Here is a 24,274-nt window from a genome sequence, read left to right on the forward strand (position 1 = left end):
CGACGAGCACCGCGGTAGCCGTCTTAGACTTTCGGAAAAGCCGCCGGTCGGCTTGTTGCGCAGGCCGGTTCGCTATGCTAGGACACCCCCGTCTTCGAAGGAAAAGTGCTTACAAGGCCTTGTCCGATCGAAATATTCCAAGGATTTCAAGGGCGTCCGGAGCGGTCATCGCGTCGAACGCCCGAATTGGCGTGGGGGTTCCGGACCGGTGGCAGAGACGACTTCGATCGTATCCGGCGTGGCTCGGCGCTATGCGAGCGCGCTCTTCGAAGTGGCCCTGGAAGGCGGCGCGATCGACGCCGTCGGCAAGGATCTCGAGACCTTCGGCGCCGCGCTCGCCGAAAGCGACGATCTCCGCCGCCTGGTGGGCTCCCCGGTGTTCTCCGCCGAGGAACAGAGCCGCGCGATCGGCGCGGTGCTCGCCAAGCTCGGCATCGGCGGCTTCGCCGCCAACTTCATCGGCCTGGCGGCGCGCAACCGCCGGCTGTTCGTCCTTCCCGGCATGATCGAGGCGTATCGCCAGCTGGTCGCGGCTCACCGCGGCGAGCAGGTGGCCGAAGTCACGTCGGCTCAGGCTCTCAACGAGGACCAGATCGCCTCGCTCAAGTCGGCCCTCTCGGGTGTCGGCGACAGCAAGGAAATCCGGATCGTCCCGAAGGTGGATCCCTCGATCATCGGCGGCCTCATCGTCAAGGTGGGCTCCCGCATGATCGACACCTCGCTCAAGACGAAACTCACTTCTCTCAAGGTCGCACTGAAAGAGGTCCGCTGATGGATATTCGGGCAGCGGAAATTTCCGCAATCCTCAAGGAGCAGATCAAGAACTTCGGCCAGGAAGCCGAAGTTTCGGAGGTCGGCCAGGTTCTGTCCGTCGGCGACGGCATCGCGCGTGTGCATGGCCTCGACAAGGTCCAGGCCGGCGAGATGGTCGAGTTCGCCAACGGCACCCGCGGCATGGCGCTGAACCTCGAGGTCGACAACGTCGGCATCGTCATCTTCGGCTCCGACCGTGAGATCAAGGAAGGCGACGTCGTCAAGCGCACCGGCGCCATCGTCGACGTGCCGGTCGGCAAGGGCCTGCTCGGCCGCGTCGTCGACGCGCTCGGCAACCCGATCGACGGCAAGGGCCCGATCGACACCACCGAGCGTCGCCGCGTCGACGTCAAGGCGCCGGGCATCATCCCGCGCAAGTCGGTGCACGAGCCGATGTCGACCGGCCTCAAGGCCGTCGATGCGCTGATCCCGATCGGCCGTGGCCAGCGCGAGCTGATCATCGGCGACCGTCAGACCGGCAAGACCGCGATCGCGCTCGACACCATCCTGAACCAGAAGCCGATCAACGCCACGGGCGACGAGAGCCAGAAGCTCTACTGCGTCTACGTCGCGATCGGTCAGAAGCGTTCGACCGTCGCCCAGTTCGTGAAGGTCCTCGAGGAGCAGGGTGCTCTCGAGTACTCGATCGTCGTGGCCGCCACCGCCTCCGACGCCGCGCCGATGCAGTTCATCGCGCCCTTCGCCGGCTGCGCCATGGGCGAGTTCTTCCGCGACAACGGCATGCACGCCGTCATCATCTACGACGACCTTTCCAAGCAGGCCGTCGCCTACCGTCAGATGTCGCTCCTCCTGCGCCGTCCGCCGGGCCGCGAAGCCTATCCGGGCGACGTGTTCTATCTGCATTCCCGCCTGCTCGAGCGCGCGGCGAAGCTGAACAAGGACAACGGCCTCGGTTCGCTGACCGCTCTGCCGGTCATCGAGACCCAGGCGAACGACGTGTCCGCCTACATCCCGACCAACGTGATCTCGATCACCGACGGTCAGATCTTCCTCGAGACCGATCTGTTCTACCAGGGCATCCGCCCGGCGGTGAACGTCGGCCTCTCGGTCTCCCGCGTCGGTTCTTCGGCGCAGGTCAAGGCGATGAAGCAGGTCGCCGGCAAGATCAAGGGCGAGCTCGCGCAGTACCGCGAAATGGCGGCCTTCGCGCAGTTCGGCTCCGACCTCGACGCGGTGACCCAGCGTCTGCTCAATCGTGGTGCTCGCCTCACCGAGCTCCTCAAGCAGCCGCAGTTCTCGCCGCTCAAGACCGAAGAGCAGGTCTGCGTGATCTACGCCGGCATCAACGGCTACCTCGACGCGATCCCGGTCGCTTCGGTCGGCGCCTACGAGCAGGGCCTCCTGCGTCACCTTCGCTCCGAGCATGCCGCTCTTCTCGACGGCATCCGCGAGAAGAAGGAACTGACGGCCGAACTCGGCGCTTCGCTGAAGTCCGTCGTCGAGGCCTACACCAAGTCCTTCGCCTGATCGGCGACGAGACCTGGAAACCCGCCGATCTTCGGGGCGCGCGCAAGCCGTGTGCGCCCCGGTCGGCGACGAGAGAGCCGGGCGCGCCCGGTTCCCACGCTCGAGGATAGGACGGCCCGATGCCGAGCTTGAAGGATCTCAGAAATCGCATCGCCTCGGTCAAGGCGACGCAGAAGATCACGAAGGCCATGCAGATGGTGGCTGCGGCGAAGCTGCGGCGTGCCCAGCAGGCGGCCGAATCCGCGCGGCCCTTCGCCGAACGGATGACCGGCGTGCTCGCCAATCTGGCCGGCGCCTTCGACGGTCGCCCCGATGCCCCGGCGCTGCTGGCCGGCACCGGTCGCGACGACGTGCGGCTGCTGGTGGTGTGCACCGCCGAGCGCGGCCTGTGCGGCGCCTTCAACTCGTCGATCGCCCGTCTGGCGCGCGACACCGCCAATCGCCTGATCGGCGAGGGCAAGACGGTCAAGATCCTCTGCGTCGGCCGCAAGGGCGCCGATGCCCTGCGCCGCACCTTCGCCGACAAGATCGTCGAGGTGATCGAGTTCAAGGCCGTCAAGCAGCTCGGCTACGATCATGCCGACGGCGTCGGCAAGAAGATCCTGGCGATGTACGAGGCCGGCGAATTCGACGTCGCCACCCTGTTCTATTCGCGCTTCAAGTCGGTGATCCAGCAGATCCCCACCGCTCAGCAGATCATCCCGGCCGAGATCTCGGCCGAGGCGAAGCAGGCGGCGGCGGGCGCGGTCTACGAATGCGAGCCGAGCGAGGAGGAGATCCTGGCGGATCTCCTGCCGCGCAACGTCTCGACGCAGATCTTCCGGGCTCTGCTCGAGAACGCCGCGTCGGAACAGGGCTCGCGCATGTCGGCCATGGACAACGCGACGCGCAACGCCGGTGAAATGATCAAGAAGCTGACGACGACCTACAACCGGTCGCGTCAGGCCATGATCACCAAGGAACTCATCGAAATCATCTCGGGCGCCGAAGCGGTCTGAGCACTTATTCAGAGGACAAAACGATGGCTGACAGCAAGATCGGTCGTATTCGTCAGGTGATGGGTGCCGTCATCGACGTTCAGTTCGACGACCACCTCCCGGCGATTCTGAACGCGCTCGAGACCACCAACAACGGTTCCCGTCTGGTGCTCGAAGTCGCGCAGCATCTGGGCGAGAACACCGTTCGCACGATCGCCATGGACTCGTCCGAGGGCCTCGCCCGCGGTCAGGAAGTGGTCGACACCGGTCTGCCGATCGCGGTTCCGGTCGGTGCCGGCACGCTCGGCCGCATCATGAACGTCATCGGCGAGCCGGTCGACGAACTCGGCCCGATCGTCCACACCGACCGTCGTCCGATCCACGCCTCGGCCCCGACCTTCGCCGAGCAGTCGACGGAAGCCGAGATCCTGGTCACCGGCATCAAGGTCGTCGACCTGCTGGCGCCCTACTCCAAGGGTGGCAAGATCGGCCTGTTCGGCGGCGCCGGCGTCGGCAAGACCGTTCTGATCATGGAACTGATCAACAACGTCGCCAAGGCGCACGGTGGTTACTCGGTGTTCGCCGGCGTCGGCGAGCGCACCCGTGAGGGCAACGATCTCTACTACGAGATGATCGAGTCCAAGGTGAACGTCGACCCGCACGAGAACGACGGCTCGGCCGCCGGTTCGAAGTGCGCCCTGGTCTACGGTCAGATGAACGAGCCCCCGGGCGCCCGCGCCCGCGTCGCGCTCGCCGGCCTCACCGTCGCCGAGTCCTTCCGCGACGAAGGCCAGGACGTGCTGTTCTTCGTCGACAACATCTTCCGCTTCACCCAGGCGGGTTCGGAAGTGTCGGCGCTGCTCGGCCGCATCCCGTCGGCGGTGGGCTATCAGCCGACGCTCGCCACCGAGATGGGCGCCCTGCAGGAGCGCATCACCACCACCAACACCGGTTCGATCACCTCGGTGCAGGCCATCTACGTGCCCGCCGACGACCTGACCGACCCGGCGCCGGCCGCCTCCTTCGCCCATCTGGACGCGACGACCGTTCTGTCGCGCTCGATCGCCGAAAAGGGCATCTACCCGGCGGTGGACCCGCTCGACTCGACCTCGCGCATCCTGTCGCCGCTGGTCATCGGTGAAGAGCACTACGGCGTCGCCCGTAAGGTCCAGGCGATCCTCCAGCGCTACAAGGCGCTGCAGGACATCATCGCGATCCTGGGCATGGACGAGCTGTCGGAAGAGGACAAGATCTCGGTCGCCCGCGCCCGCAAGATCGAGCGCTTCCTGTCGCAGCCCTTCCACGTCGCCGAAGTCTTCACCGGCAGCCCGGGCAAGCTGGTGAGCCTCAAGGACACCATCCGCGGCTTCAAGGGCCTGTGCGACGGCGACTACGATCACCTTCCGGAGGCCGCCTTCTACATGGTCGGCACCATCGAAGAGGCGATCGAGAAGGCCAAGAAGCTCGCCGCCGAGGCGGCCTGATCGAAGACCGGTTCGGCCGGGCTCGCGCCCGGCCGCCACTCCGATGAAGAACGGGCCCCGCGTGCGGGGCCGTGACACGAGGCGAACATGGCCGAACCCTTCAAGTTCGAACTGGTCTCTCCGGCGCGTCTGGTCCTCTCCGAGGACGTCGCGCAGGTGATGGTCCCCGGCGCCGACGGCGACTTCACCATGCTGAAGGGCCATTCGCCGTTCATGACCACCCTGCGTCCGGGCGTCGTCGAATCGACCTCGGCGGCGGGCAAGGTCACCCGGATCTTCGTGCGCGGCGGCTTCGCCGACGCCTCGCCGGCCGGTCTCACCATCCTCGCCGAACAGGCGATCGCGGTGGAAGACCTCAAGGCCGACGTGATCGCCAAGGAGATCAAGGACGCCGAGGAGGACCTCGCCGACGCCAAGTCGCCCGAGGCCAAGCGCGTCGCGCAGCAGAAGCTCGACCAGCTCAAGGCGGTCTTCGCCGCCGCGCCGACCGCCCACTGAGCGATCCGCCGATCCCGGCGAACCGAACACGAAGAAGGCCCCGATCGTCGATCGGGGCCTTCTTCGTTTCATGATTCGATCGTCGGGGAGGAGCGCCCGTCCCTCAGCCGAGCGCGATGTCGGGGCGGACCGCGGCGATCGCCGCGGCCGAACGACGCATCGCCTCTTCGCTGGCGAAGTCGCCGATCTCGATCGCCGAACCGTCGCGGGCGTCGATCAGGAAGAGATGCCAGAGGCTGCCGCCGATCACGTCCTCGCGCAGCGCGCCGAGCGTGCCGCAGTCTTCGTAGGAGAGATGCCGGCTGATGCCGGTGCCGAAGCGGGTGCGCAGCTCCTCGACCACGCTCGCCGAGGCGCCGTGGAAGGAGACCACCCGCTCGATGCCCGACAAGGCCGCAGTGACGCCGGCCGAGCCGAGCGCGATCGACAGACCGCAGCCGAACCAGACGAAGGCGTCGGGGAAGAGATCGAGACCCGGCCGCGCCAGCACGATCACCGACACCGCGGCGGTCAGCAGTGCGCCCGACAGCGTGCCGACGGCCCCGCGCCAGGCACCGTCGACCGGCTGGGCGAAGCCGATGGATCCCTTGTCCTGCATGACCGTCGTATGCGCCTCGACCATGGTCTTCCCCCGTCGCGTGGTGTTCGGAGGGAAGTGTGGTCGAACATGGTCAACGAAGGCTTAAGCCCTTGCCGCGTAGGGCGCGAAGGCCTCGGCGACGCGGTCGTAGACCGGCTTCTTGAACGGAATGATCATGCCCGGCAGATTGGCGAGCGGCTCCCAGCGCCATTCGGCGAACTCGCGCTCGCCTTCCGGCGGGTTGTCGATGTCGATCTCCGTCTCGTCGCCGTCGAAGCGGAAGGCGAACCACTTCTGGGTCTGGCCGCGCCACTTGAAGCGCCAGCGCTCGCCGACGACGGAACGCGGAATGTCGTAGGTATACCAGTCGGGCGCCTCGGCGATCAGCGTGGCGGAGCGCACGTTGGTCTCCTCCCACAGCTCGCGCTTGGCCGCCTCGAACGGGTCCTCGCCCGGATCGATGCCGCCCTGCGGCATCTGCCACTCGTGACCGGGAGCGACGTGCTCGACCAGCCCCTCGTTGGCGCGCCGGCCGATCCAGACGAGACCGGCGCGGTTGATCAGGCAGATGCCGACGCAGGGACGATAGGGAAGGCTCTCGAAATCGGTCACGTCACGGCTCCCGGATTGTTGCGCCGAGGAGACTTAGCCCATCCCTCGTGCCTCGTCACCGGCCGCGCCGGCGCTTCTTCCTTGAAATGGCGGGCCGCACGGTTCAATGTCGAAAGGCCGGGTGGTTCGCCCGGTCGGTTCATGGCAACTCGGAGTGAATGAGAGTCCGTTCTCGATACCCCAGCGCTGCCCCGAGCCGCACTCGAGAGGAGGTCACTCACCTGCCTGCCCAACAGACCCGCGAAGCGCTGGCCGCTTCGATCCCGATGGCCGCGAAGACCGCAGCCGACCGTTCCTGGCCCAGCGCCGAGGTGATCGCCGAAGCGGCGAAGAAGAGCCTCGACGACAGCAAGGCCGAAGACATCGTCGTCCTCGACATCGCCGAGAAGTCCTCCCTCGCCGACCGCCTGGTCGTCGCGTCGGGCCGCTCGCATCGCCATGTCGGCGCCATCGCCGACCGTCTCATCGAAGATCTCGAGAAGATCGGCGTCGAGAACCTGCGCGTCGAAGGCCTGCCCCACTGCGACTGGGTGCTGGTCGACGCCGGCGACGTTCTGATCAACCTCTTCCGTCCCGAGGTGCGCGGCTTCTACGCCCTCGAGAAGATGTGGTCGGCCGACGCGCCCGCGCCGCGTCGCTGATCCGGAGGGGGTCCCCTTGCGCGTGACCATCGCGGCGGTCGGCCGAATGAAGGCCGGCCCCGAGCGGGACTTGCTCGACCGCTATCTCGACCGTGCCGGCAAACAGGGCCGGCCGCTCGGCATCACGCGCGTCGAGGTCCGCGAGATCGGCGAATCGCGGGCCGCCCGTCCCGACGACCGCAAGGCCGAAGAGGCCGCCCTCCTGCTCGAACCGCTCGCCGACGGCGCCTTCGTCGTCGTCCTCGACGAGACCGGGACGACCCTGACGTCGGAAGCCTTCGCCGACCTCGTCGCCGCGCGCCTGCGCGACGGCCGCGATCTCGCCGTGCTGATCGGCGGCCCCGACGGCCACGGCCCCGCCGCCCGGACCCGCGCCGACCTCAAGCTCGCCTTCGGCGCCATGACCTGGCCGCACCAGATCGTCCGCATTCTCGCGGCCGAACAGATCTACCGCGCCGCCACCATCCTCGCCGGCCACCCCTATCACCGCGCCTGAGCGGCGGGGCGAGGCACGGTCGACCACACGAAGGCGTTGCGGCCCTCCCGCCGAGAGACGACCATCGGCGAGACGCGAATCGCCGCGCGAGCCCGAGATCGATGTGCCAGACCGCCGCCCCTTCAGCGCCCCGCGACGCCCGCCGCCTCCGCGCGGCGGCGGCGGCGCTGCTCGTGGCGACGGGAGCCGCGCTCTTCGCTCGCCCGGCCGACGCTCAGCCCGCTTCGCCGCCCGTCACACAGACCGCCCCGGACGCCGATCGACGCGCCGCCCTGCGCACCGAGCTCGACGCCGTGTTGCACGACATCGCACTGGGCAAGGAGCGTCAGGCCGCCATCCTCGCCGAGATCGAGACTCTGGCGCGCGATCGCGGTCGCCTCGCCCAGGAACTCGTCCGCCTCGCCGACCGGCTGCGCGAGGCCGAAGGCCGACTCGCGGTGACGGAAAGGCGCATCGGCGATCTCGAGCGCGATCTCGGCCGCGCTCGCAAGGCCTTCGAGGGACGCCGCGCCGTGCTCGCCGACGTGCTCGCCGCCCTCCAGCGCATGAGCCGCAAACCGCCGCCGGCGATCGTCGTGCGGCCTTCCGACGCGCTCGCCGCCGTCCGCTCGGCGATCCTCGCCGGCGCCGTCCTGCCGGAACTGCGCGATCAGGCCGACGCGCTCCTCGCCGACCTCCAGGCGATCGAGGCACTGGAGAAGAGCGCCGCCGCCGAGCGCGATCGCTTCCGCGCCGAGGGCGAGGATCTCGTCGCCGAGCGCCGCCGGGTCGAACTGCTGGTCGCCGAACGTCGCAAGGCCGAGACCGAACGCGAGGCGGGCCTCGACGCCGAGCGCCGCAGGATCGAGGAGCTCGCCGCCAAGGCCGGATCGCTCAAGGATCTCGTCGCCACGCTCGATGCCGCTCAGGCGAAGCCGAAGCCCGGCGATCGTGCCGCCGGCGCCGATCTCGGCGAGGCGCGCGGCCGTCTGCCGCTGCCGATCGTCGGTGAGACGATCCTGCGTTTCGGCGAGACCGACGCCGCCGGCATGGCCGCCAAGGGCATCTCGATCGCGGCGCGGGCGGGCACCGCGGTCACGTCTCCGTGTGACGGCACCGTTCTCTTCGCCGGCACCTTCCGATCCTACGGCAAACTCTTGATCATCAACGGCGGCGGCGGGTATCATGTCGTTCTTGCCGGAATGGAACGGATCGACGTGGAGATCGGGCAAACCGTGCTGGCCGGCGAACCGGTCGGACTGATGGGCGCCCGCCCTCAGATGGTGACGGGCGCCGGGTCTGCCACGGAAAAGCCGATCCTCTATGTCGAATTCAGAAAAGACGGTACGTCCATAGACCCCTCGCCCTGGTGGGCTCGGGCGCGTGACGAAAAGGTTCGCGGATGATGCGCAAAGTTTCGCTGGTGATGCTCGGTGTCCTGCTCGGATCCGCCTCTATGCTCGGGTTCGGCGAGGTCCGGCGGTTCCTGGCGGGCGACGCCGTCGCCGCCGCCTCGGCCGACACCTATCGGCAGCTCAATCTCTTCGGCGACGTGTTCGAGCGCATTCGCTCCGACTACGTCGAGCAGCCCGACGATTCGAAGCTGGTGGAGAGCGCCATCAACGGCATGCTCACCTCGCTCGATCCGCACTCGAGCTACATGTCGCCGAAGTCCTTCAAGGACATGCAGGTGCAGACCCGCGGCGAGTTCGGCGGCCTCGGCATCGAGGTGACGATGGAGGACGGCCTGGTCAAGGTCGTCGCGCCGATCGACGAGACCCCGGCGGCGCGTGCCGGCGTGCGCGCCGGCGACATCATCACCCAGCTCGACGGCGACGAGGTCAAGGGCCTCAGCCTCAACCAGGCGGTCGACAAGATGCGCGGCCCGGTCAACGCGCCGATCACGCTGACGATCAAGCGCGACGGCGTGGCCGAGCCGCTGCAGATCAAGATCGTCCGCGACACCATCCGCATCAAGTCGGTGCGCTCGCGCGAAGAGGGCGGCGACGTCGGCTATCTGCGCATCACGCAGTTCAACGAGCAGACCTTCGACGGCCTCAAGGACTCGATCGACAAGATCAAGAAGGACATTCCGTCCGACAAGCTGAAGGGCTACGTCCTCGATCTGCGCAACAACCCCGGCGGCCTGCTCGATCAGGCGATCTCGGTCTCCGACGCCTTCCTCGAGAAGGGCGAGATCGTCTCCACCCGCGGCCGCAACGCCGAGGAGAGCCAGCGTTACAACGCACGGGCCGGCGATCTGACCGACCACAAGCCGGTGGTGATCCTGGTCAACGGCGGTTCGGCCTCGGCCTCCGAGATCGTCGCCGGCGCCCTGCAAGACCACAAGCGGGCGACCGTCGTCGGCACCCGCTCCTTCGGCAAGGGCTCGGTCCAGACCATCATCCCGCTCGGCCAGAACGGCGCCATCCGCCTGACGACCGCGCGTTACTACACGCCGTCGGGCCGTTCGATCCAGGCCAAGGGCATCGAGCCCGACATCGAGATCCTGCAGGACACGCCCGAGGATCTGAAGGGCAAGGACGACACCAAGGGCGAGGCGAGCCTCAAGGGTCACCTCAAGAACCCGAACGACGGCACCGCCACCGACGAGAAGACCGGTTCGCAGGCCTACGTGCCGCCGGAGCAGAAGGACGACAAGGCGCTGAACTACGCCTACGACCTGCTGCGCGGCATCAAGGTCAACGCCGCCTTCCCGCCGAACCCCAAGGTCGCCGTGCCGAATTGATCGGACGTGACGTCTCGGGCAGGGCCGCCGAATATGTGTTCGGCGGCCCTGCTGATTCGCGGGTCCCCCTTCGATGCGGCATGCGGCGCCGGACATCGTCGGCGAGGCACTGGAAACCTGGGAGAGAGCGGCCATGGCCGGCGATCTCGACGCCCCTCTCGGACTGACGAGGCCGCGTCCCTTCTGGACGCGCATCCCCTTCGGAGCGGCCGGGCTCGGCATCATCGGGCTGGTCGCCGTCTCGCTCGGCGTCTGGGCGGTCTTCGTGCGCGACCCGCGCGGCGGCGAGCCGCAGGCCGTGGTCAAGCTCGATCGTTCCAAGACCGGCATCGCCAAGGACGACGTCGCCGTCGCCGATGGTCGGCCCGAGGCCCCCGACGCCGTCAAGCCGGGCGAACCGGCGGTGAGCGAACTCGCCCCCGCCCCCGACAAGGGTCTCGTTCCGGTCCCGCCGCGCCGGGTGCCGGAGACGACGGAAGGCCAGCCGCTGTCGACCCAGCCGATCGCCCGCGTCTCGGAGAAGACCCGCTGGGGCGTGCTGCCGCGCATCGCCACCGACGGCACCCGCCCGCTCGACGTCTATGCCCGCCCCGCCCCGCGGCGGCCGCAGGCGACGCCGCGCATCGCGCTGGTGGTCGGTGGCCTCGGCATCTCGCAGACCTCGACGCAGGAGGCCCTGCGCGTCCTCGGCCCCGACGTGACACTCGCCTTCGCCCCCTACGGCGCCAGCCTCGAGCGCTGGATGCAGAAGGCCCGCGGCGACGGCCACGAGCTGCTGCTGCAGCTCCCGATGGAACCCTTCGACTATCCCGACAACGATCCCGGTCCGCAGACGCTGATCGCCTCGTCCCCGACCGAGGCCAACACCGATCGGCTGATGACGCTGCTCGGGCGGCTGACCAACTATGTCGGCGTCGTCAACTACATGGGTGCCCGCTACACCGCCGACCCGACCGCGCTCGGCGCGACGCTCGCCGAGCTGACCGGTCGTGGCCTGATGTATCTCGACGACGGCGGCTCCTCGCGCTCGGTGGCCGAGCCGGTGGCCCGCACCGCCCGCACCCCCTTCGCCAAGGCCGACGTGGTGATCGACGAGGTCGCCCGTGACGACGCCATCCGCGCCCGCCTGACCCAGCTCGAGCAGATCGCCCGCACCAAGGGCGTCGCCATCGGAACGGCCTCCGCCCTGCCGATCTCGCTGCGCAATCTCGAGAGCTGGACCAAGTCGTTGGAGAGCCGCGGCCTGGTTCTGGTGCCGGTGTCGTCGCTCGCCGGCAGCGGGGCGGCGAACTGAGTTCTTGAGCAGGTTCTCATCGCTCGGGCGGACCCGCCCGAGCGGAGCGTGCCCTAGACCCCGAGGCCGCGGCGCCTGAGATCGGTCGAGGACAGCGCGTTGCGCGGTCCCTCGAGGAAGACCCAGGCCGGCGCCGGGCGGTTCGCCAGTGCCGAGGCCCGACCCTCCGCGATCCGCGCGCCCGCGAGCGTCCGCGCCGCCGGCGACGACAGCACCGCCATCGTCGCCTCGGGACGATCGACGATCGCCATCGGCACGGTGGAGGCGATCCGCCGCCACGCCTGCCAGCGGTGGAAACCGGCGAGATTGTCCGCCCCCATCACCCAGACGAAGCGCACGCCCGGCCGCGTCGCCGCCAGCCGTTCGACCGTCTTCCAGGTGTAGGGCGAGCCGAAGGCCGCCTCGAAGCCGGTGACGGTGATGCGCGGATCGTCCATCAGCCGCCGCGCCGCCGCGATCCGCGCGGCGAGCGTCGGCAGGCCGGCCTTCTCCTTCAAGGGATTGCCGGGTGTGACCAGCACCCACAGCCGATCGAGACGCAGGCGGCGCAGCGCCGTTTCCGCGACGTGGACGTGGCCGGCGTGCGGCGGGTTGAACGACCCGCCGAAGAGGCCGATGCGCATGCCGGGAAAGGACGGCGGCACGACGAGATCGCCGCGCGCCGCAGCACCCGCCCGATCCACCCGAGGGCCAGCCGCGCCGTCCATCACACCGGCCGCGTCTGGCCGGTACCGCGGACGCGATAGTTGAACGAGACGAGCTGATCGACGCCGACCGGCCCGCGCGCGTGCATCTTGCCGGTGGCGATGCCGATCTCCGCCCCCATGCCGAACTCGCCACCGTCGGCGAACTGGGTCGAGGCGTTCCACAGGAGGATCGCCGAATCGATCTCGGAGAGGAACCGCTCGGCGGTCGCGGCATCGTCGGTGACGATCGCCTCGGTGTGGTGCGAGCCGTAGGTCTCGATGTGGGCGATCGCCCCGTCGACCCCGTCGACCAGAGCGACGGAGATGATCGCGTCGAGATATTCGGTCGACCAGTCGGCATCGGTCGCCGGAACCGCATCCGGCACCAGCGCCAGCACCTCGGCCGAGGCGCGGATCTCGCAGCCCTTCGCGCGCAGACCCGCGATGACGGGCATGAGATGGGTCGCGGCACAGGCGCGATCGACCAACAGCGTCTCGGCCGCGCCGCAGATGCCGGTGCGCCGCATCTTGGCGTTGGCGACGATCGCGACCGCCATGTCGAGATCGGCCGCCTTGTCGACGTAGACGTGGCAGATGCCTTCGAGATGCGAGAAGACCGGCACCCGGGCCTCCGTCTGGACGCGCGCGACGAGGCTCTTGCCGCCGCGCGGCACGATCACGTCGATCGCGCCCGAAAGGCCGGTGAGCATCGCCCCGACCGCCGCACGGTCGGGCGTCGGCACCAGCTGCACCGCATCTTGCGGAAGACCCGCCGAAGCGAGGCCGCGCCGGAGCGCCGCCACGATGACGCTCGACGAGCGCAGCGCGTCGGAGCCGCCGCGCAGGATCGCCGCATTGCCCGCCTTGAGGCACAGCGCGCCGGCATCTGCCGTCACGTTCGGCCGGCTCTCGTAGATGATGCCGATGACGCCGAGCGGCGTCGCCACCCGCTCGATCTTCAGCCCGTTCGGCCGCTCCCAGGCGGACAGCACCCGGCCGACCGGATCGGGCAGAGCCGCGATGTCCTCGAGGCCCGTGGCCATCGCCTCGATGCGGGCGGGGTTCAGGATCAGCCGGTCGACGAAGGAGCCGGAGAGGCCCTTGGCGCGCCCTTCGGCGACGTCCTTGTCGTTCTCGGCGATGATCTCGGCCGTCGCCTTGCGGATCTCGGCGGCCATCGCACGAAGGGCCGCGTCCTTGGCGGCGGTCGGCGCCAGGGCGAGACCGCGGGCCGCGGCGCGGGCGCGGGCGCCCATCTCGTTCATCAGCGCATCGACGTCGTTCACGTCCGCCATCACTCGCCCCTCATCACCAGATGGTCGCGGTGGATCATCTCCGTCCGCCCTGTATAGCCGAGAATGTCTTCCACTTCATGGGACTTGCGGCCGAGGATGGCGACCGCGTCGGCGGCGTCGAAGGCGACGAGACCGCGGCCCAGCTCCTCGCCGGTCGGCCCGACCACCCGCACGGTGTCGCCGCGGGCGAAGGCGCCCTCGACCCGCGTGCAGCCGGCCGGCAGCAGGCTCTTGCCCGACCGCAGCGCCCGCACCGCCCCCGCATCGATCGCGATCGTGCCGTGATCGTCGAGCGACCCGGCGATCCACTTCTTGCGCGCCGTCACCGGATCGGCCGAGGGCTCGAACCAGGTGGCGCGTTCGCCCGCCGAGATCGCCGAGAGCGGGCTCATCCGCTTGCCCAGCGTTATGACCATCGCCGTGCCGCCGTCGGTGGCGATCTTGCCGGCGTCGATCTTGGTCTTCATGCCGCCGCGCGACAGTTCCGAGCCCGCACCGCCGGCCATCGCCTCGATCTCGGGCGTGATGCGCTCGACCACCGGAATGTGCGCGGCGTTCGGGTCCTGCGCCGGCGGGGCGGTATAGAGCCCGTCGATGTCGGAGAGCAGCACCAGACAGTCGGCGCCGACCATGGTGGCGACGCGCGCCGCCAGCCGGTCGTTGTCGCCGTAGCGAATCTCGGTGGTCGCCACCGTGTCGTTCTCGTTGATGATCGGCACGGCATGCGCCTCGAGCAGCGTCCCGAGCGTCGCGCGCGCGTTGAGATAGCGTCGGCGATCCTCGGTGTCGTCGAGGGTGAGCAGGATCTGCGCGGCGATGAAACCGTGACCGCCGAGGATCTCGGAATAGGCCCGCGCCAGCGCGATCTGGCCGACGGAGGCTGCTGCCTGGCTCTGCTCCAGCGCCAGAGGCCGCCGCGGCAGGCCGAGCCGCCCACGCCCCAGCGCGATGGCGCCGGAGGAGACGAGCAGCACTTCGCGGCCCGCCTTCATCAGCCGCGCCACGTCGGCCGCGAGGCTCTCGAGCCAGGCCCAGTGGATGTCCCCGGTCGCCTTGTCGACGAGCAGGGCGGAGCCGATCTTCACGACGATGCGGCGATAGTCTTCCAGACGACGGTTCATGATGGGCAAACCCCGGAATCCGCGCGCCGCTGTCGCGGCGGGATCGGCTCGCCTTAGCGACGAACCGACATGGGATCAAGCGTTTCGCAGCCTTTCGCGACGAAACGTCCGGAGCTTCACGGTCGCCAGGGTTCGTCCTTGGCCGCCGGCACGTCGAGATCGGCGGCGTCCGCCTGATCGATGGCGCGGCGCAGCGCGCGCAGCACCTTCTCGACGTTCTCGCCGGTCGGCGCGGAGAGCTCGAGCGGCACGCGGCGCGCCGCCTTCTTCAGCGCGGCGGCCTTCTCGGCGCGCTCCTCGGGCGTCAGGCTGTCGACCTTCGACAGCGCGACGATCTCCGGCTTGTCGGCCAGACCACCGCCGTAGGCCTTCAGCTCCTTGCGGATGGTCTTGTAGGCCTTGGCGACGTCGTCCTGGGTGCCGTCAACCAGATGCAGCAGCACGCGGCAGCGCTCGACGTGACCGAGGAAGCGGTCGCCGAGGCCGAGGCCCTCGTGGGCGCCCTCGATGAGACCCGGAATGTCGGCGAGCACGAACTCGCGCGCGTCGACCCGGACGACGCCGAGGCCGGGATGGAGCGTGGTGAAGGGATAGTCGGCGATCTTCGGCTTCGCCGCCGTCACCGCGGCGAGGAAGGTCGACTTGCCGGCATTGGGCAGACCGACGAGACCGGCATCGGCGATCAGCTTCAGCCGCATCCACAGCCAGCGCTCGATGCCCTCTTCGCCGGGATTGGCGCGGCGCGGCGCCCGGTTGGTCGAGGACTTGAAGCGGTCGTTGCCGAAGCCGCCGTTGCCGCCGCGCGCCAGCAGCACGCGCTCGCCCACCTCCGTCATGTCGGCGACCAGCGTCTCGCCGTCTTCCTCGAAGATCTGCGTGCCCTTGGGCACGCGCAGGACGACGTCGTCGCCCTTGGCGCCGTGGCGATTGCGGCCCATGCCGTGCTGGCCGGTCTTGGCCTTGAAGTGCTGCTGATAGCGGTAGTCGATCAGCGTGTTGAGACCGTCGACGCATTCGGCCCAGACGTCGCCGCCACGGCCGCCGTCGCCGCCGTCCGGTCCGCCGAACTCGATGAACTTCTCGCGGCGGAACGAGACCGACCCGCCACCGCCGTCGCCCGAGCGGATGAAGACCTTGGCCTGATCGAGAAACTTCATCGCATCACCTCGTGCCGGGGAGCGTGCCCCTGCCCGCTCCCGCTCGCGTCGGCCGGCGTCACGCTCCGACGCCGGTCTTCGCCCAATTCTTGATCGACGTCCAGATCGACCGCTCCAGACGGAACCGATCGACCGGAACCATGCCGCGGTGGAAGAGCGACGGCCCCATGCCCTGACCGGCATACTGGAAGCCGCACTTCTCGAGCACCCGCCGCGAGGCGCCGTTGGTCACCCGTGTCGCCGCTGCGATCGCGCCCGCGTCGAGGCTCTGGAAGGCGAAGTCGCAGAGCGCCTGCACCCCCTCCGTCGCCAGACCGCGGTCCCAGAAGGGCCGGCCGATCCAGTAGCCGAGCACGAAACGTTCGCCGTCGCGCGGCATCAGGCTCGCGGTTCCGACGAAGTCCGCACCACCCGTCCCGTCCTTCAGATAGAGGCCGAGGCTCCAGCGCGCCGGACCGACCTCGGCGTTGTCGATGAAGGCGAGCGCATCGTCGACCCCGTAGGGGTGCGGCAGACTGGCGAGATTCTCCGCCACGCCGGCATCGTTGGCGAGATCGGCCAGCGCCTCGGCGTCGGCACGCACCGGACGCCTGAGGACCAGCCGTTCGGTTTCGATCACGAGGCCGGGCAGATCCCGGTCGGGCGGGGTATCGATGACACCGCTCATGGTGCGGCTCCTCCGGTTCGTGCCGCCTGAGCGGCAAGGGGGCGAAAAACAGAAGAGGGGTAGATGGTGCCCCATCTCCCCCTCTCGCCTTTCCCCCGGAACCGGGAGCCGAGATCAGCGGATCAGACGATCCACCGGGTCGATGGGACACCGGCGGATCGAAGGATCATTTCGCCGGTTACTCCGCGGCCGCTGCCGTATTCGGCATGACGGAGATGTAGATGCGACCGTTGGCTTTCGTACGGAACTGTACGCGGCCCGGAATGGTGGCAAAGATCGTGTGATCGGTGCCCATGCCGACGCCGGTGCCCGGATGCCACTTGGTGCCGCGCTGACGCGCGATGATGTTGCCCGGGATCACGGCCTGATCACCGAACTTCTTGACGCCGAGACGCTTGGACTCAGAATCGCGACCGTTGCGCGAAGAACCGCCGGCCTTCTTGTGAGCCATGATTGTGCTCCTTCATCTGCTCTCGTCCCGCACCGGACCTGCCGGGGGACGCTTCGAATGGACTTTCCGACCCTGGGGTCGGGCGACGGGATCAGGCGTTGATCGCGGTGATCTTCACCGTGGTCTGTTCCTGACGGTGACCTTCCTTGCGGCGCCAGCTCTTGCGGCGGCGCTTCTTGAAGATGATCACCTTCTTGGCGCGGCCCTGCTCGACCACGGTGCCGGTGACGGTGGCGCCGGCCACGGTCGGGGCGCCGACCACGGTGGTCTCGCCACCGATCAGGAGAACTTCGCCGAACGTGACGGCCTCACCGGCTTCGCCGGCGACCTTCTCGATGGTGATCACGTCGTCGGCGGCGACCTTGTACTGCTTGCCGCCCGTCTTGATGACCGCGAACATGTTTACTCTCTCTCTTCTCTTTCACGCGCCCTTCGGCGCCGTGCCATGGCCGACCTTCCGGTCGGTTCCGCCGCCGGCTCCGGGAACCGGAGCCATCCGCCGCCGACCGTGGCCGGAGGCGGTGCGACGTCGCACGGGCTTGGAAACGAACCGAACCGGTCCCGCTGCCGCTCGCCTCCTCACGGAGGGGATCGGACCGGAACCGGGGTCGTTGGAGCCTCGGGCAGCGCCGGAGCCGGTTTCCCGGCCCTTCGCGAATGCGGTGTCATAAGGGGAAAACCCGGCTGCTGTCAACGACGGAACCCGAGAAAAACCGCCGTCACCGGTGCTCCGTGTCGCCGTCGCCACGCGGTCGATGCGCGCTGCGGTCGGCCTCACACGTCGACGTATCCGTCGTCGCCCAGACGCATGACCCGCAGGAAGCGCAGCCGGAGCCAACCCAGGATCTCGGCATAGGCCTCTTCGACATCGACGTCCTTCGCCAGTCCGAAGAGCGAAACCACGCGGATGTCGTCGACATAGGCGCGCGCACGGACGAGGCCGAGCGGATGCTCGAACTCGTAGGTGAAGTAGTCGTAACGCGACACGGTATCGCCGGTCTCGACCTCGACGAGGGCATCGACGCGATGACGAATGACGGGGGACAGACCGTCGGCGGGCAGGAAGATCACGTCCTTGCCCGCACCCGGCGGCGGAAGGTGACCGTCATCCCCCTCCGTGCGCTCCGCCATCGCATGCCCTCACTTGGAGACGAGCGAGTCGAGCTTCTTCTTCATTTCCTCCATCTGCTGCTTGAGCAGATCGAGTTCGCTCGACGCCGGCTTCTCCTCGGCCTTGGCCGGGGCGGCGGGGGCGAAGCCCTCGGGGATGATCGCGCCGAAGGGCGAGAACATCCGCATCGCCCGCTCGAACATCTCGGTGTTGCGGCGCACGTGCTCTTCCATCGCCTCGAAGGCGTTGCCTGGGAAGGCCGAGGTCATCTGCTCGCGGAACTTCTCCTGTTCGCGGGCGAAGCCGTCGAGCGAGAATTCGAGATAGCTCGGAACCAGGTTCTGCATGCTGTCGCCGTAGAACCGGATGAGCTGGCGCAGGAAGGCGATGGGAAGCAGATTCTGCCCCTTGCCTTCCTGTTCGAAGATGATCTGGGTCAGAACCGAACGGGTGATGTCGTCGCCCGACTTGGCGTCGTAGACGACGAAGATCTCCTGGCCTTTCACCATCTCGGCGAGATCTTCCAACGTCACGTAGGACGAGGTGCCGGTGTTGTAGAGCCGCCGGTTCGCGTATTTCTTGATGATCGTGGGCTCGTCGGTCTTTGCCATCTTCTTTGCCACTCTTTTCGACCACCGGTCGCCGCGCGCTCGGCCGCAGGCGCGACGTGGAGCGCAGTCGATCGGCGGGGCCTCCCGGTCGGACGAGATTAGGAAGTTTTGCGCTGCAAGGCCACCGCTTTCCGTGGTGCGAAAGACGCCGAACCGCCGCACCCGGGCCCTCTTGGCCGAAGGTCTGATGCCGAAACGCCGATTTCGACGTCGAATCCGACGGATTGCCGAGACGCGCCCGACCCTCGTCGCATTGACACGGGCGGGGTGCGTCGTCTCTCATCGCCACCGAGGGAGGTTTGGAACGGCGCGAGGCAATCCGCCGTTTCAAACGATCCAAATGAAGCACGGCCCGGGCGTGACGCCGAGACGGGTCGGAAAGTGAAACCGGAGGAAATTCGCATGACCACCGTCGTCATCGTGGGCGCGGCCCGCACCCCCGTCGGCTCGTTCTCGGGCGCCCTCGCGGGCGTCTCGGCCCACCAGCTCGGCGCGACCGCCGTCTCCGCCGCGCTGCAGCGCGCCGGCGTCGCCGCCGCCGACGTCGACGAAGTCATTCTCGGCCAGGTCCTGTCGGCCGGTCACGGCCAGAACCCGGCCCGTCAGGCCGCGATGGCCGCCGGCGTGCCGCAGGAGGCGACCGCCTGGGGTCTCAACCAGCTCTGCGGCTCGGGCCTGCGCGCCGTCGCCCTCGGCCTGCAGCAGATCGCCAACGGTGATGCCAAGGTCATCGTCGCCGGCGGCATGGAATCCATGTCGCAGTCGCAGCATGCCGCGCATCTGCGCAACGGCACCAAGATGGGCAGCCTCGAATTCGTCGACACTATGCTGAAGGACGGCCTGACCGACGCCTTCAACGGCTATCACATGGGCACCACCGCCGAGAACATCGCCACCCGCTGGCAGATCTCGCGCGAGGAGCAGGACGCCTTCGCCACCGCCTCGCAGAACAAGGCGGAAGCCGCCCGCAAGGCCGGCCGCTTCAAGGACGAGATCGTCCCCGTCACGGTGAAGAGCCGCAAGGGCGACGTGGTGGTCGACACCGACGAGTACATCCGTGACGGCGCCACGCTCGACGGCATGGCCAAGCTCCGCCCGGCCTTCTCCAAGGACGGCACCGTCACCGCCGGCAACGCCTCCGGCATCAACGACGGCGCCGCCGCCGTCGTGCTGATGACCAAGGAAGAGGCCGACCGCCGCGGCCTGACCCCGCTCGCCACCATCAAGTCCTGGGCGACCGCCGGCGTCGATCCGGCGATCATGGGCACCGGCCCGATCCCGGCCTCCAGGAAGGCGCTCGAGAAGGCCGGCTGGACCGTCGCCGACCTCGACCTCGTCGAGGCCAACGAGGCCTTCGCGGCGCAGGCGATCTCCGTCAACAAGGAGCTCGGCTGGGACACTTCGAAGGTCAACGTCAACGGCGGCGCCATCGCCATCGGTCACCCGATCGGTGCCTCGGGCGCCCGCGTCCTCGTCACGCTGCTCTACGAAATGCAGAAGCGCGACGCCAAGAAGGGCCTCGCCACCCTCTGCATCGGCGGCGGCATGGGCATCGCCCTGACCGTCGAACGCTGATCGGACGCCGCCCCGTCGCGCCGCGGCGGGGCCGGCCACCGAACGGAGAGATCCCCGAGCGCGCGGCGCGGCTTCCGAGCCGACGCCTCGGTGCGCGACCATTCATCGAAATGACGCCGCCAAGCCGCACCAGACGGCACCCGGCGGACCACAGGGAGAAGACCACATGAGCAGAGTTGCACTCGTCACCGGCGGCACCCGCGGCATCGGCGCCGCCATTTCCAAGGCCCTGCACGCGGCCGGCTACAAGGTCGCGGCGACCTACGGCGGCAACGTCGAGGCGGCGGAGAAGTTCCACGCCGAGACCGGCATCGCCATCTTCCAGTGGGACGTCGGCGACTTCGACGCCTGCGCCGAAGGCATCACCAAGGTGGAGGCGGCGATCGGTCCGGTCGACGTGCTGGTGGCCAACGCCGGCATCACCCGCGACGGTCTCTTCCACAAGATGACCAAGGAACAGTGGTCGTCGGTGATCCGCATCAACCTCGACGGTCTGTTCAACATCACCCGCCCGGTGATCGAGGGCATGCGCAACCGCAACTTCGGCCGCATCATCGTCATCTCGTCGATCAACGGCCACAAGGGTCAGTTCGGCCAGGTGAACTACTCCGCCGCCAAGGCCGGCGACATCGGCTTCATCAAGGCGCTCGCCCAGGAGAGCGCCACCAAGGGCATCACCTGCAACGCCATCACCCCCGGCTACATCGCCACGGAGATGGTTCAGGCGATCCCCGAGGACGTGCTCAAGGCCAAGATCCTGCCGCACATCCCGGTCGGCCGCCTCGGCCAGCCGGAGGAGATCGCGCGCGCCGTGCTCTTCCTCGCCTCCGACGAAGCCGGCTTCATCACCGGTTCGACCCTGTCGATCAACGGCGGCCAGTATCTGACCTGAGTTCGCCGACCGAACCTTGCGCGACCACCGAGGGGGCCCATGCGGCCCCCTCTTTCCTTCGGGTCCGGCAGCCGCGAAGATGGCGCCCCACCGCCGTTCGGAGCCTGCCGATGTCGACGATTCTCCCCCATTGGACCCGCGGCCCGGAGGGCGGCGTGCCGGTCGTCTTCCTGCACGGCTTCGCCGGCGACCACGAGACCTGGATCGGCCAGACGATCGGCCTCGAGACGCGGCGGCGCACCATCGCCTTCGACCTGCCCGGCCACGGCGCCGCGCTCCACTGGCCGAAGATCGGCCATGCCGGCATCTCCGCCGCCGCGGTGATCGCCTCGCTCGACGGCCTCGGCATCGAGCGATTCCATCTCGTCGGCCATTCGATGGGCGGCGCCACCGCCACGATCGTCGCCTCCAAACTCGCCGAGGCCGAACGGCTGGCGAGCCTGACGCTGGTCGCCCCCGGCGGCTTCGGCCCGGAGATCAACCACCGCCTGCTGCGCCGCTTCGCCGCCGCCACCGACGAACACGAGATCCATTCGCTGCTCGAACAGTTCTTCGGCTTCGAAAAGCCGGTGCCGCTCGCCGCCGCCCGCCGCATCGCCGAGGTGCGGACCGACCCCGACGTCCCACGCACCCTGTCGATCGTCGCCGAGGCGATCCTCGACGGCGAACGCCAGAAGAGCTTCGACCTCGCCCGCCTCGCCGACCTGCCCCATCCGATCCGCCTGATCTGGGGCGATCAGGACCGCGTCCTGCCGCTGCGCCAGGCCCACGGCGTGCCCGGCACCGTCGGTGTCCACGTCTTCGCCGGCGTCGGCCACATGCCGCATCTCGAGGTCGCCCGCGACGTCACCCGGATCATCGCCGAGAACACCGCCCGCGATTGACCGCCCCGTTTCGTCGAAGCGGTATGGGGCTGCGACCATCGCGCGCGGACCGCCGCCATTCCCGACGGAGACGAGGCGTGTTAACCATTTCTCTCACGTCCGCGCGAGCGGGTGGGGGGAGGCTTCGATGCTGATCGGATCGCTCGCCGGCCTACTGGTCGGTTGGCTCTTGGCGCGCCGCATGCCGCGACCGCAGTTCGCGGTCGTGCTGGTCGTCGCCTGCCTGATCGCCCTGCTGCTCGCCGCCGCCGCCGACCGTTTCGCCTCGCCGGTGCTGCTCGCCTGCCTCGCCTTCTGGGCCGCGGCCCAGACCGGCTGGTTCCTCTCCAAGCTCGCCGCCGACGGACGTTTCCTCGCCCGCCGCTGACGCCTTCCCCCTCCGCCTCACGGCGCCGGATTGGGGTAGCGCAGATGGATCGCGTCGATCTTCGCCGCGATCTCGGGCGTGATCGTGAAGTCGAAGGCGGCGATGTCCTCCTCGAGCTGGGCGAGCGTGGTGGCACCGATGATCGTCGAGGCGACGAAGCGCTTGGAGGCGACGAAGGCCAGCGCCAGCGTCGCCGGCGTCACGCCGAGCTCGGCGGCCAGTGCCACATAGGCCGCGATCGCCTCCTCCGCGTTCGTCCCCTCGTAGCGCTGCCCGCGCCCGAAGAGCGTCGTCCGCGCCCCCGCCGGCCGCGCCCCGCCGAGATACTTGCCGGTGAGATAGCCCTGGCCCAGTGGCGAATAGGCGAGAAGCCCGATGCCCTCGCGCGCCGAGACCTCGGCCAGCGCCACCTCGTACATGCGGTTGACGAGGCTGTAGGCGTTCTGGATCGAGACAGGGCGCGCCACGCCGAGGGCGTCGGCGGCGGCGAACCACCGCATCGTCCCCCAGGCGCTCTCGTTGGAGAGCCCGATCTGCCGGATCCGCCCCGCCTTCACGTGGGCCGCGAGTGCCGCGAGGCTCTCCTCGATCGGCGTCTCCTCGGCATGCGGCTCGGGATCGGTCCAGATCGAGGAGTTGGCGCCGAAGGCGGCGACGGCTCGCTCGGGCCAATGGACCTGATAGAGGTCGATGTAGTCGGTGCCGAGCCGGCGCAGCGACCCGAACACCGCCTCGTCGATCTGTGCCCTCGTCAGGCGGCAGCGCGAACCGTCCTTGCGGAACCAGGTCGAGGCCGAGCGGCCGCAGACCTTGCTGGCGAGCACCACCCGGTCGCGGTTGCCCCGCGCCTTCATCCAGGTGCCGATGATCTCCTCGGTCCGCCCCTGCGTCTCCGGCTTCGGCGGGATGGCGTAGAGCTCGGCGGTGTCGACGAAGTCGATGCCGCGATCGAAGGCGAAGTCGAGCTGGGCATGACCATCGGCCTCGGTGTTCTGCTGGCCGAAGGTCATGGTGCCGAGGCAGACGGCGGAAACGGTGACGTCGGACGTTCCGAGACGATTGCGGCGCATGGGATCTCGCTGAAAAACGGAAGGAAGGAAGGGCAGGAAAATCAGCCTTCGATACGGGCGATCAGCTCGCGCACCTTGGGCAGGATGCCGGCGACGATGCGATCGACACCGCGGGCGTTGGGATGGAGCCCGTCGGGCTGGGTCATCGACGGATCGAGCGCCACGCCCTCGAGGAAGAAGGGATAGAGCAGCGCGCCGTGTTTGGCCGCCAGCTCCGGATAGATCGGATCGAAGGCCTTCACGTAGGCCTCGCCGAGATTGCGCGACGCCGACATGCCGGCGAGCAGAACCTTCTGCCCGCGCGCCGTGAGCCGGGTCAGGATCTCGTCGAGATTGGCCCGCGCCTCCGCCGGCGGCAGGCCGCGCAGCATGTCGTTGGCGCCGAGTTCGACGATGACGCCCTTCGCCTCCGCCGGCACCGACCATTCGAGCCGGGCGAGGCCCTGACCCGTGGTGTCGCCCGAGACGCCGCCGTCGACGATGGAGACGTCGCGGCCCTCCGCCTTCAACGCCGCCTCCAGCTTGGCGACGAAACCGTCGGCGCGCGGCAGGCCATAGCCGGCGGTCAGGCTGTCGCCGAGAGCGGCGAGCCGGAGCGGCGCGGCGGCGGCGGGGCGGCCGGCGAGCGGGGCGAGCGCGAGGGCCGTGGTGACGGAGCGACGGGTCGGATGCGGCATGACGGTCTCGTGAAACGCGGGGGGGATTGGATCATTCCCCGTCCTCCTCCATATGACAACCGACACACCGCGATACCAGCCCCCTCCCGCCGTCCGATC

At 68.8% G+C, this 24,274-nt stretch carries 27 protein-coding genes; 14 read left to right on the forward strand and 13 right to left on the reverse strand.

What is annotated here, in order from left to right; translation table 11 throughout:
- Positions 1-208: 208 nt before the first annotated feature.
- From ACT53U_RS13825 to ACT53U_RS13845, 5 genes are all read left to right on the forward strand, one after another.
- Positions 209-772, forward strand: a complete 564-nt coding sequence (locus ACT53U_RS13825) for a F0F1 ATP synthase subunit delta (protein WP_476133467.1) — start codon at positions 209-211, stop codon at positions 770-772.
- Positions 772-2,301 carry a F0F1 ATP synthase subunit alpha gene (gene atpA, locus ACT53U_RS13830; protein ID WP_476155975.1) on the forward strand — a complete coding sequence of 510 codons (1,530 nt, stop codon included), beginning with the start codon at positions 772-774 and terminating at the stop codon, positions 2,299-2,301. Before ACT53U_RS13825 ends, atpA begins: the two co-directional genes overlap by 1 nt.
- A 119-nt stretch (positions 2,302-2,420) precedes the next feature.
- Positions 2,421-3,299, forward strand: a complete 879-nt coding sequence (locus tag ACT53U_RS13835) for a F0F1 ATP synthase subunit gamma (RefSeq protein WP_476155977.1) — start codon at positions 2,421-2,423, stop codon at positions 3,297-3,299.
- A 23-nt stretch (positions 3,300-3,322) separates the two neighbouring features.
- Positions 3,323-4,762, forward strand: a complete 1,440-nt coding sequence (gene atpD, locus ACT53U_RS13840; protein WP_476155979.1) for a F0F1 ATP synthase subunit beta — start codon at positions 3,323-3,325, stop codon at positions 4,760-4,762.
- A gap of 87 nt (positions 4,763-4,849) precedes the next feature.
- Positions 4,850-5,260, forward strand: coding sequence for a F0F1 ATP synthase subunit epsilon (locus tag ACT53U_RS13845; protein ID WP_476155981.1), 411 nt, complete (start codon positions 4,850-4,852; stop codon positions 5,258-5,260).
- Between the two features lie 103 nt (positions 5,261-5,363).
- Here the strand turns inward: ACT53U_RS13845 and ACT53U_RS13850 are convergent, their stop codons facing one another.
- Together ACT53U_RS13850 and ACT53U_RS13855 are read right to left on the reverse strand one after the other, a co-directional pair.
- A complete protein-coding gene (locus tag ACT53U_RS13850; RefSeq protein ID WP_476133476.1) occupies positions 5,364-5,882 on the reverse strand; it encodes a hypothetical protein in 519 nt (172 codons plus the stop codon).
- A 60-nt stretch (positions 5,883-5,942) separates the two neighbouring features.
- Positions 5,943-6,452 (reverse strand): RNA pyrophosphohydrolase, encoded by a 510-nt coding sequence (locus ACT53U_RS13855; protein WP_476155983.1) that lies wholly within the window; start codon positions 6,450-6,452, stop codon positions 5,943-5,945.
- A gap of 266 nt (positions 6,453-6,718) precedes the next feature.
- On the opposite strand from ACT53U_RS13855, the gene rsfS reads away from it, so the two are divergent.
- The 5 genes from rsfS to ACT53U_RS13880 all read left to right on the forward strand — a co-directional run bounded on the left by rsfS (position 6,719) and on the right by ACT53U_RS13880 (position 11,611).
- Positions 6,719-7,093 (forward strand): ribosome silencing factor, encoded by a 375-nt coding sequence (rsfS, locus tag ACT53U_RS13860; protein ID WP_476155985.1) that lies wholly within the window; start codon positions 6,719-6,721, stop codon positions 7,091-7,093.
- Positions 7,094-7,109: 16 nt separating this feature from the next.
- Complete coding sequence (gene rlmH / locus ACT53U_RS13865) at positions 7,110-7,589, forward strand: 23S rRNA (pseudouridine(1915)-N(3))-methyltransferase RlmH (RefSeq protein WP_476155987.1); 480 nt, start codon at positions 7,110-7,112, stop codon at positions 7,587-7,589.
- Between the two features lie 101 nt (positions 7,590-7,690).
- A complete protein-coding gene (locus ACT53U_RS13870; protein WP_476155989.1) occupies positions 7,691-8,974 on the forward strand; it encodes a murein hydrolase activator EnvC family protein in 1,284 nt (427 codons plus the stop codon).
- Entirely contained in the window at positions 8,971-10,317 is a 1,347-nt protein-coding gene (locus ACT53U_RS13875; RefSeq protein WP_476155991.1) for a S41 family peptidase, read from the forward strand. Before ACT53U_RS13870 ends, ACT53U_RS13875 begins: the two co-directional genes overlap by 4 nt.
- A gap of 133 nt (positions 10,318-10,450) precedes the next feature.
- A complete protein-coding gene (locus ACT53U_RS13880) occupies positions 10,451-11,611 on the forward strand; it encodes a divergent polysaccharide deacetylase family protein (protein ID WP_476155992.1) in 1,161 nt (386 codons plus the stop codon).
- Between the two features lie 53 nt (positions 11,612-11,664).
- On the opposite strand, the gene ACT53U_RS13885 is transcribed toward ACT53U_RS13880, so the two are convergent.
- From ACT53U_RS13885 to phaR, 9 genes are all read right to left on the reverse strand, one after another.
- Complete coding sequence (locus tag ACT53U_RS13885; RefSeq protein ID WP_476155993.1) at positions 11,665-12,318, reverse strand: nicotinate-nucleotide adenylyltransferase; 654 nt, start codon at positions 12,316-12,318, stop codon at positions 11,665-11,667.
- On the reverse strand, positions 12,318-13,592 hold the full coding sequence (locus tag ACT53U_RS13890) for a glutamate-5-semialdehyde dehydrogenase (protein WP_476155995.1): 1,275 nt from the start codon (positions 13,590-13,592) through the stop codon (positions 12,318-12,320). The genes ACT53U_RS13885 and ACT53U_RS13890 overlap by 1 nt, the downstream gene beginning before the upstream one ends.
- Positions 13,592-14,713, reverse strand: a complete 1,122-nt coding sequence (gene proB, locus ACT53U_RS13895; RefSeq protein ID WP_476155996.1) for a glutamate 5-kinase — start codon at positions 14,711-14,713, stop codon at positions 13,592-13,594. The genes ACT53U_RS13890 and proB overlap by 1 nt, the downstream gene beginning before the upstream one ends.
- 116 nt (positions 14,714-14,829) lie before the next feature.
- Complete coding sequence (gene obgE / locus ACT53U_RS13900) at positions 14,830-15,870, reverse strand: GTPase ObgE (RefSeq protein ID WP_476155998.1); 1,041 nt, start codon at positions 15,868-15,870, stop codon at positions 14,830-14,832.
- A 58-nt stretch (positions 15,871-15,928) separates the two neighbouring features.
- Positions 15,929-16,537, reverse strand: coding sequence for a GNAT family N-acetyltransferase (locus ACT53U_RS13905; protein ID WP_476156000.1), 609 nt, complete (start codon positions 16,535-16,537; stop codon positions 15,929-15,931).
- 178 nt (positions 16,538-16,715) lie between these two features.
- The gene (gene rpmA / locus ACT53U_RS13910) at positions 16,716-16,988 is read right to left on the reverse strand and encodes a 50S ribosomal protein L27 (RefSeq protein WP_476133492.1); all 273 of its coding nucleotides are present in this window, start codon (positions 16,986-16,988) and stop codon (positions 16,716-16,718) included.
- Between the two features lie 91 nt (positions 16,989-17,079).
- Positions 17,080-17,388 carry a 50S ribosomal protein L21 gene (gene rplU / locus ACT53U_RS13915; protein ID WP_476133494.1) on the reverse strand — a complete coding sequence of 103 codons (309 nt, stop codon included), beginning with the start codon at positions 17,386-17,388 and terminating at the stop codon, positions 17,080-17,082.
- 374 nt (positions 17,389-17,762) lie between these two features.
- Positions 17,763-18,119 (reverse strand): hypothetical protein, encoded by a 357-nt coding sequence (locus ACT53U_RS13920; RefSeq protein WP_476156002.1) that lies wholly within the window; start codon positions 18,117-18,119, stop codon positions 17,763-17,765.
- Between the two features lie 9 nt (positions 18,120-18,128).
- Positions 18,129-18,710, reverse strand: coding sequence for a polyhydroxyalkanoate synthesis repressor PhaR (gene phaR / locus ACT53U_RS13925; protein ID WP_476156004.1), 582 nt, complete (start codon positions 18,708-18,710; stop codon positions 18,129-18,131).
- Between the two features lie 402 nt (positions 18,711-19,112).
- Between phaR and ACT53U_RS13930 the strand changes: the two genes are divergently transcribed.
- The 4 genes from ACT53U_RS13930 (at position 19,113) to ACT53U_RS13945 (ending at position 22,428) form a co-directional block, all read left to right on the forward strand.
- Positions 19,113-20,285, forward strand: coding sequence for an acetyl-CoA C-acetyltransferase (locus tag ACT53U_RS13930; protein WP_476156006.1), 1,173 nt, complete (start codon positions 19,113-19,115; stop codon positions 20,283-20,285).
- A gap of 166 nt (positions 20,286-20,451) precedes the next feature.
- Positions 20,452-21,177 carry an acetoacetyl-CoA reductase gene (gene phbB, locus ACT53U_RS13935; RefSeq protein WP_476156008.1) on the forward strand — a complete coding sequence of 242 codons (726 nt, stop codon included), beginning with the start codon at positions 20,452-20,454 and terminating at the stop codon, positions 21,175-21,177.
- 110 nt (positions 21,178-21,287) lie between these two features.
- Positions 21,288-22,061 carry an alpha/beta fold hydrolase gene (locus ACT53U_RS13940; protein ID WP_476156010.1) on the forward strand — a complete coding sequence of 258 codons (774 nt, stop codon included), beginning with the start codon at positions 21,288-21,290 and terminating at the stop codon, positions 22,059-22,061.
- 127 nt (positions 22,062-22,188) lie between these two features.
- Positions 22,189-22,428: a hypothetical protein gene (locus ACT53U_RS13945; RefSeq protein WP_476156012.1), complete on the forward strand. Its 240-nt coding sequence runs from the start codon at positions 22,189-22,191 to the stop codon at positions 22,426-22,428.
- A 17-nt stretch (positions 22,429-22,445) separates the two neighbouring features.
- Here ACT53U_RS13945 and ACT53U_RS13950 read toward each other — a convergent pair whose 3' ends face one another.
- Both ACT53U_RS13950 and ACT53U_RS13955 read right to left on the reverse strand, forming a co-directional pair.
- Positions 22,446-23,498: an aldo/keto reductase gene (locus tag ACT53U_RS13950; RefSeq protein WP_476156014.1), complete on the reverse strand. Its 1,053-nt coding sequence runs from the start codon at positions 23,496-23,498 to the stop codon at positions 22,446-22,448.
- 41 nt (positions 23,499-23,539) lie between these two features.
- Entirely contained in the window at positions 23,540-24,175 is a 636-nt protein-coding gene (locus ACT53U_RS13955) for an arylesterase (protein ID WP_476156016.1), read from the reverse strand.
- Positions 24,176-24,274: the final 99 nt, after the last annotated feature.

It is taken from the genome of Pinisolibacter sp. DMC19 (genome assembly GCF_056313985.1).

Coding starts and splice junctions, on each gene's coding strand:
- atpA (WP_476155975.1), top strand. CDS start 772: ATGGATATTCGGGCAGCGGAAATTTCCGCAATCCTCAAGGAGCAGATC.
- ACT53U_RS13835 (WP_476155977.1), top strand. CDS start 2,421: ATGCCGAGCTTGAAGGATCTCAGAAATCGCATCGCCTCGGTCAAGGCG.
- atpD (WP_476155979.1), top strand. CDS start 3,323: ATGGCTGACAGCAAGATCGGTCGTATTCGTCAGGTGATGGGTGCCGTC.
- ACT53U_RS13845 (WP_476155981.1), top strand. CDS start 4,850: ATGGCCGAACCCTTCAAGTTCGAACTGGTCTCTCCGGCGCGTCTGGTC.
- ACT53U_RS13850 (WP_476133476.1), bottom strand. CDS start 5,882: ATGGTCGAGGCGCATACGACGGTCATGCAGGACAAGGGATCCATCGGC.
- rsfS (WP_476155985.1), top strand. CDS start 6,719: ATGGCCGCGAAGACCGCAGCCGACCGTTCCTGGCCCAGCGCCGAGGTG.
- ACT53U_RS13870 (WP_476155989.1), top strand. CDS start 7,691: ATGTGCCAGACCGCCGCCCCTTCAGCGCCCCGCGACGCCCGCCGCCTC.
- ACT53U_RS13875 (WP_476155991.1), top strand. CDS start 8,971: ATGATGCGCAAAGTTTCGCTGGTGATGCTCGGTGTCCTGCTCGGATCC.
- ACT53U_RS13880 (WP_476155992.1), top strand. CDS start 10,451: ATGGCCGGCGATCTCGACGCCCCTCTCGGACTGACGAGGCCGCGTCCC.
- ACT53U_RS13885 (WP_476155993.1), bottom strand. CDS start 12,318: ATGGACGGCGCGGCTGGCCCTCGGGTGGATCGGGCGGGTGCTGCGGCG.
- ACT53U_RS13890 (WP_476155995.1), bottom strand. CDS start 13,592: ATGGCGGACGTGAACGACGTCGATGCGCTGATGAACGAGATGGGCGCC.
- proB (WP_476155996.1), bottom strand. CDS start 14,713: ATGAACCGTCGTCTGGAAGACTATCGCCGCATCGTCGTGAAGATCGGC.
- obgE (WP_476155998.1), bottom strand. CDS start 15,870: ATGAAGTTTCTCGATCAGGCCAAGGTCTTCATCCGCTCGGGCGACGGC.
- ACT53U_RS13905 (WP_476156000.1), bottom strand. CDS start 16,537: ATGAGCGGTGTCATCGATACCCCGCCCGACCGGGATCTGCCCGGCCTC.
- rpmA (WP_476133492.1), bottom strand. CDS start 16,988: ATGGCTCACAAGAAGGCCGGCGGTTCTTCGCGCAACGGTCGCGATTCT.
- rplU (WP_476133494.1), bottom strand. CDS start 17,388: ATGTTCGCGGTCATCAAGACGGGCGGCAAGCAGTACAAGGTCGCCGCC.
- ACT53U_RS13920 (WP_476156002.1), bottom strand. CDS start 18,119: ATGGCGGAGCGCACGGAGGGGGATGACGGTCACCTTCCGCCGCCGGGT.
- phaR (WP_476156004.1), bottom strand. CDS start 18,710: ATGGCAAAGACCGACGAGCCCACGATCATCAAGAAATACGCGAACCGG.
- ACT53U_RS13930 (WP_476156006.1), top strand. CDS start 19,113: ATGACCACCGTCGTCATCGTGGGCGCGGCCCGCACCCCCGTCGGCTCG.
- phbB (WP_476156008.1), top strand. CDS start 20,452: ATGAGCAGAGTTGCACTCGTCACCGGCGGCACCCGCGGCATCGGCGCC.
- ACT53U_RS13940 (WP_476156010.1), top strand. CDS start 21,288: ATGTCGACGATTCTCCCCCATTGGACCCGCGGCCCGGAGGGCGGCGTG.
- ACT53U_RS13945 (WP_476156012.1), top strand. CDS start 22,189: ATGCTGATCGGATCGCTCGCCGGCCTACTGGTCGGTTGGCTCTTGGCG.
- ACT53U_RS13950 (WP_476156014.1), bottom strand. CDS start 23,498: ATGCGCCGCAATCGTCTCGGAACGTCCGACGTCACCGTTTCCGCCGTC.
- ACT53U_RS13955 (WP_476156016.1), bottom strand. CDS start 24,175: ATGCCGCATCCGACCCGTCGCTCCGTCACCACGGCCCTCGCGCTCGCC.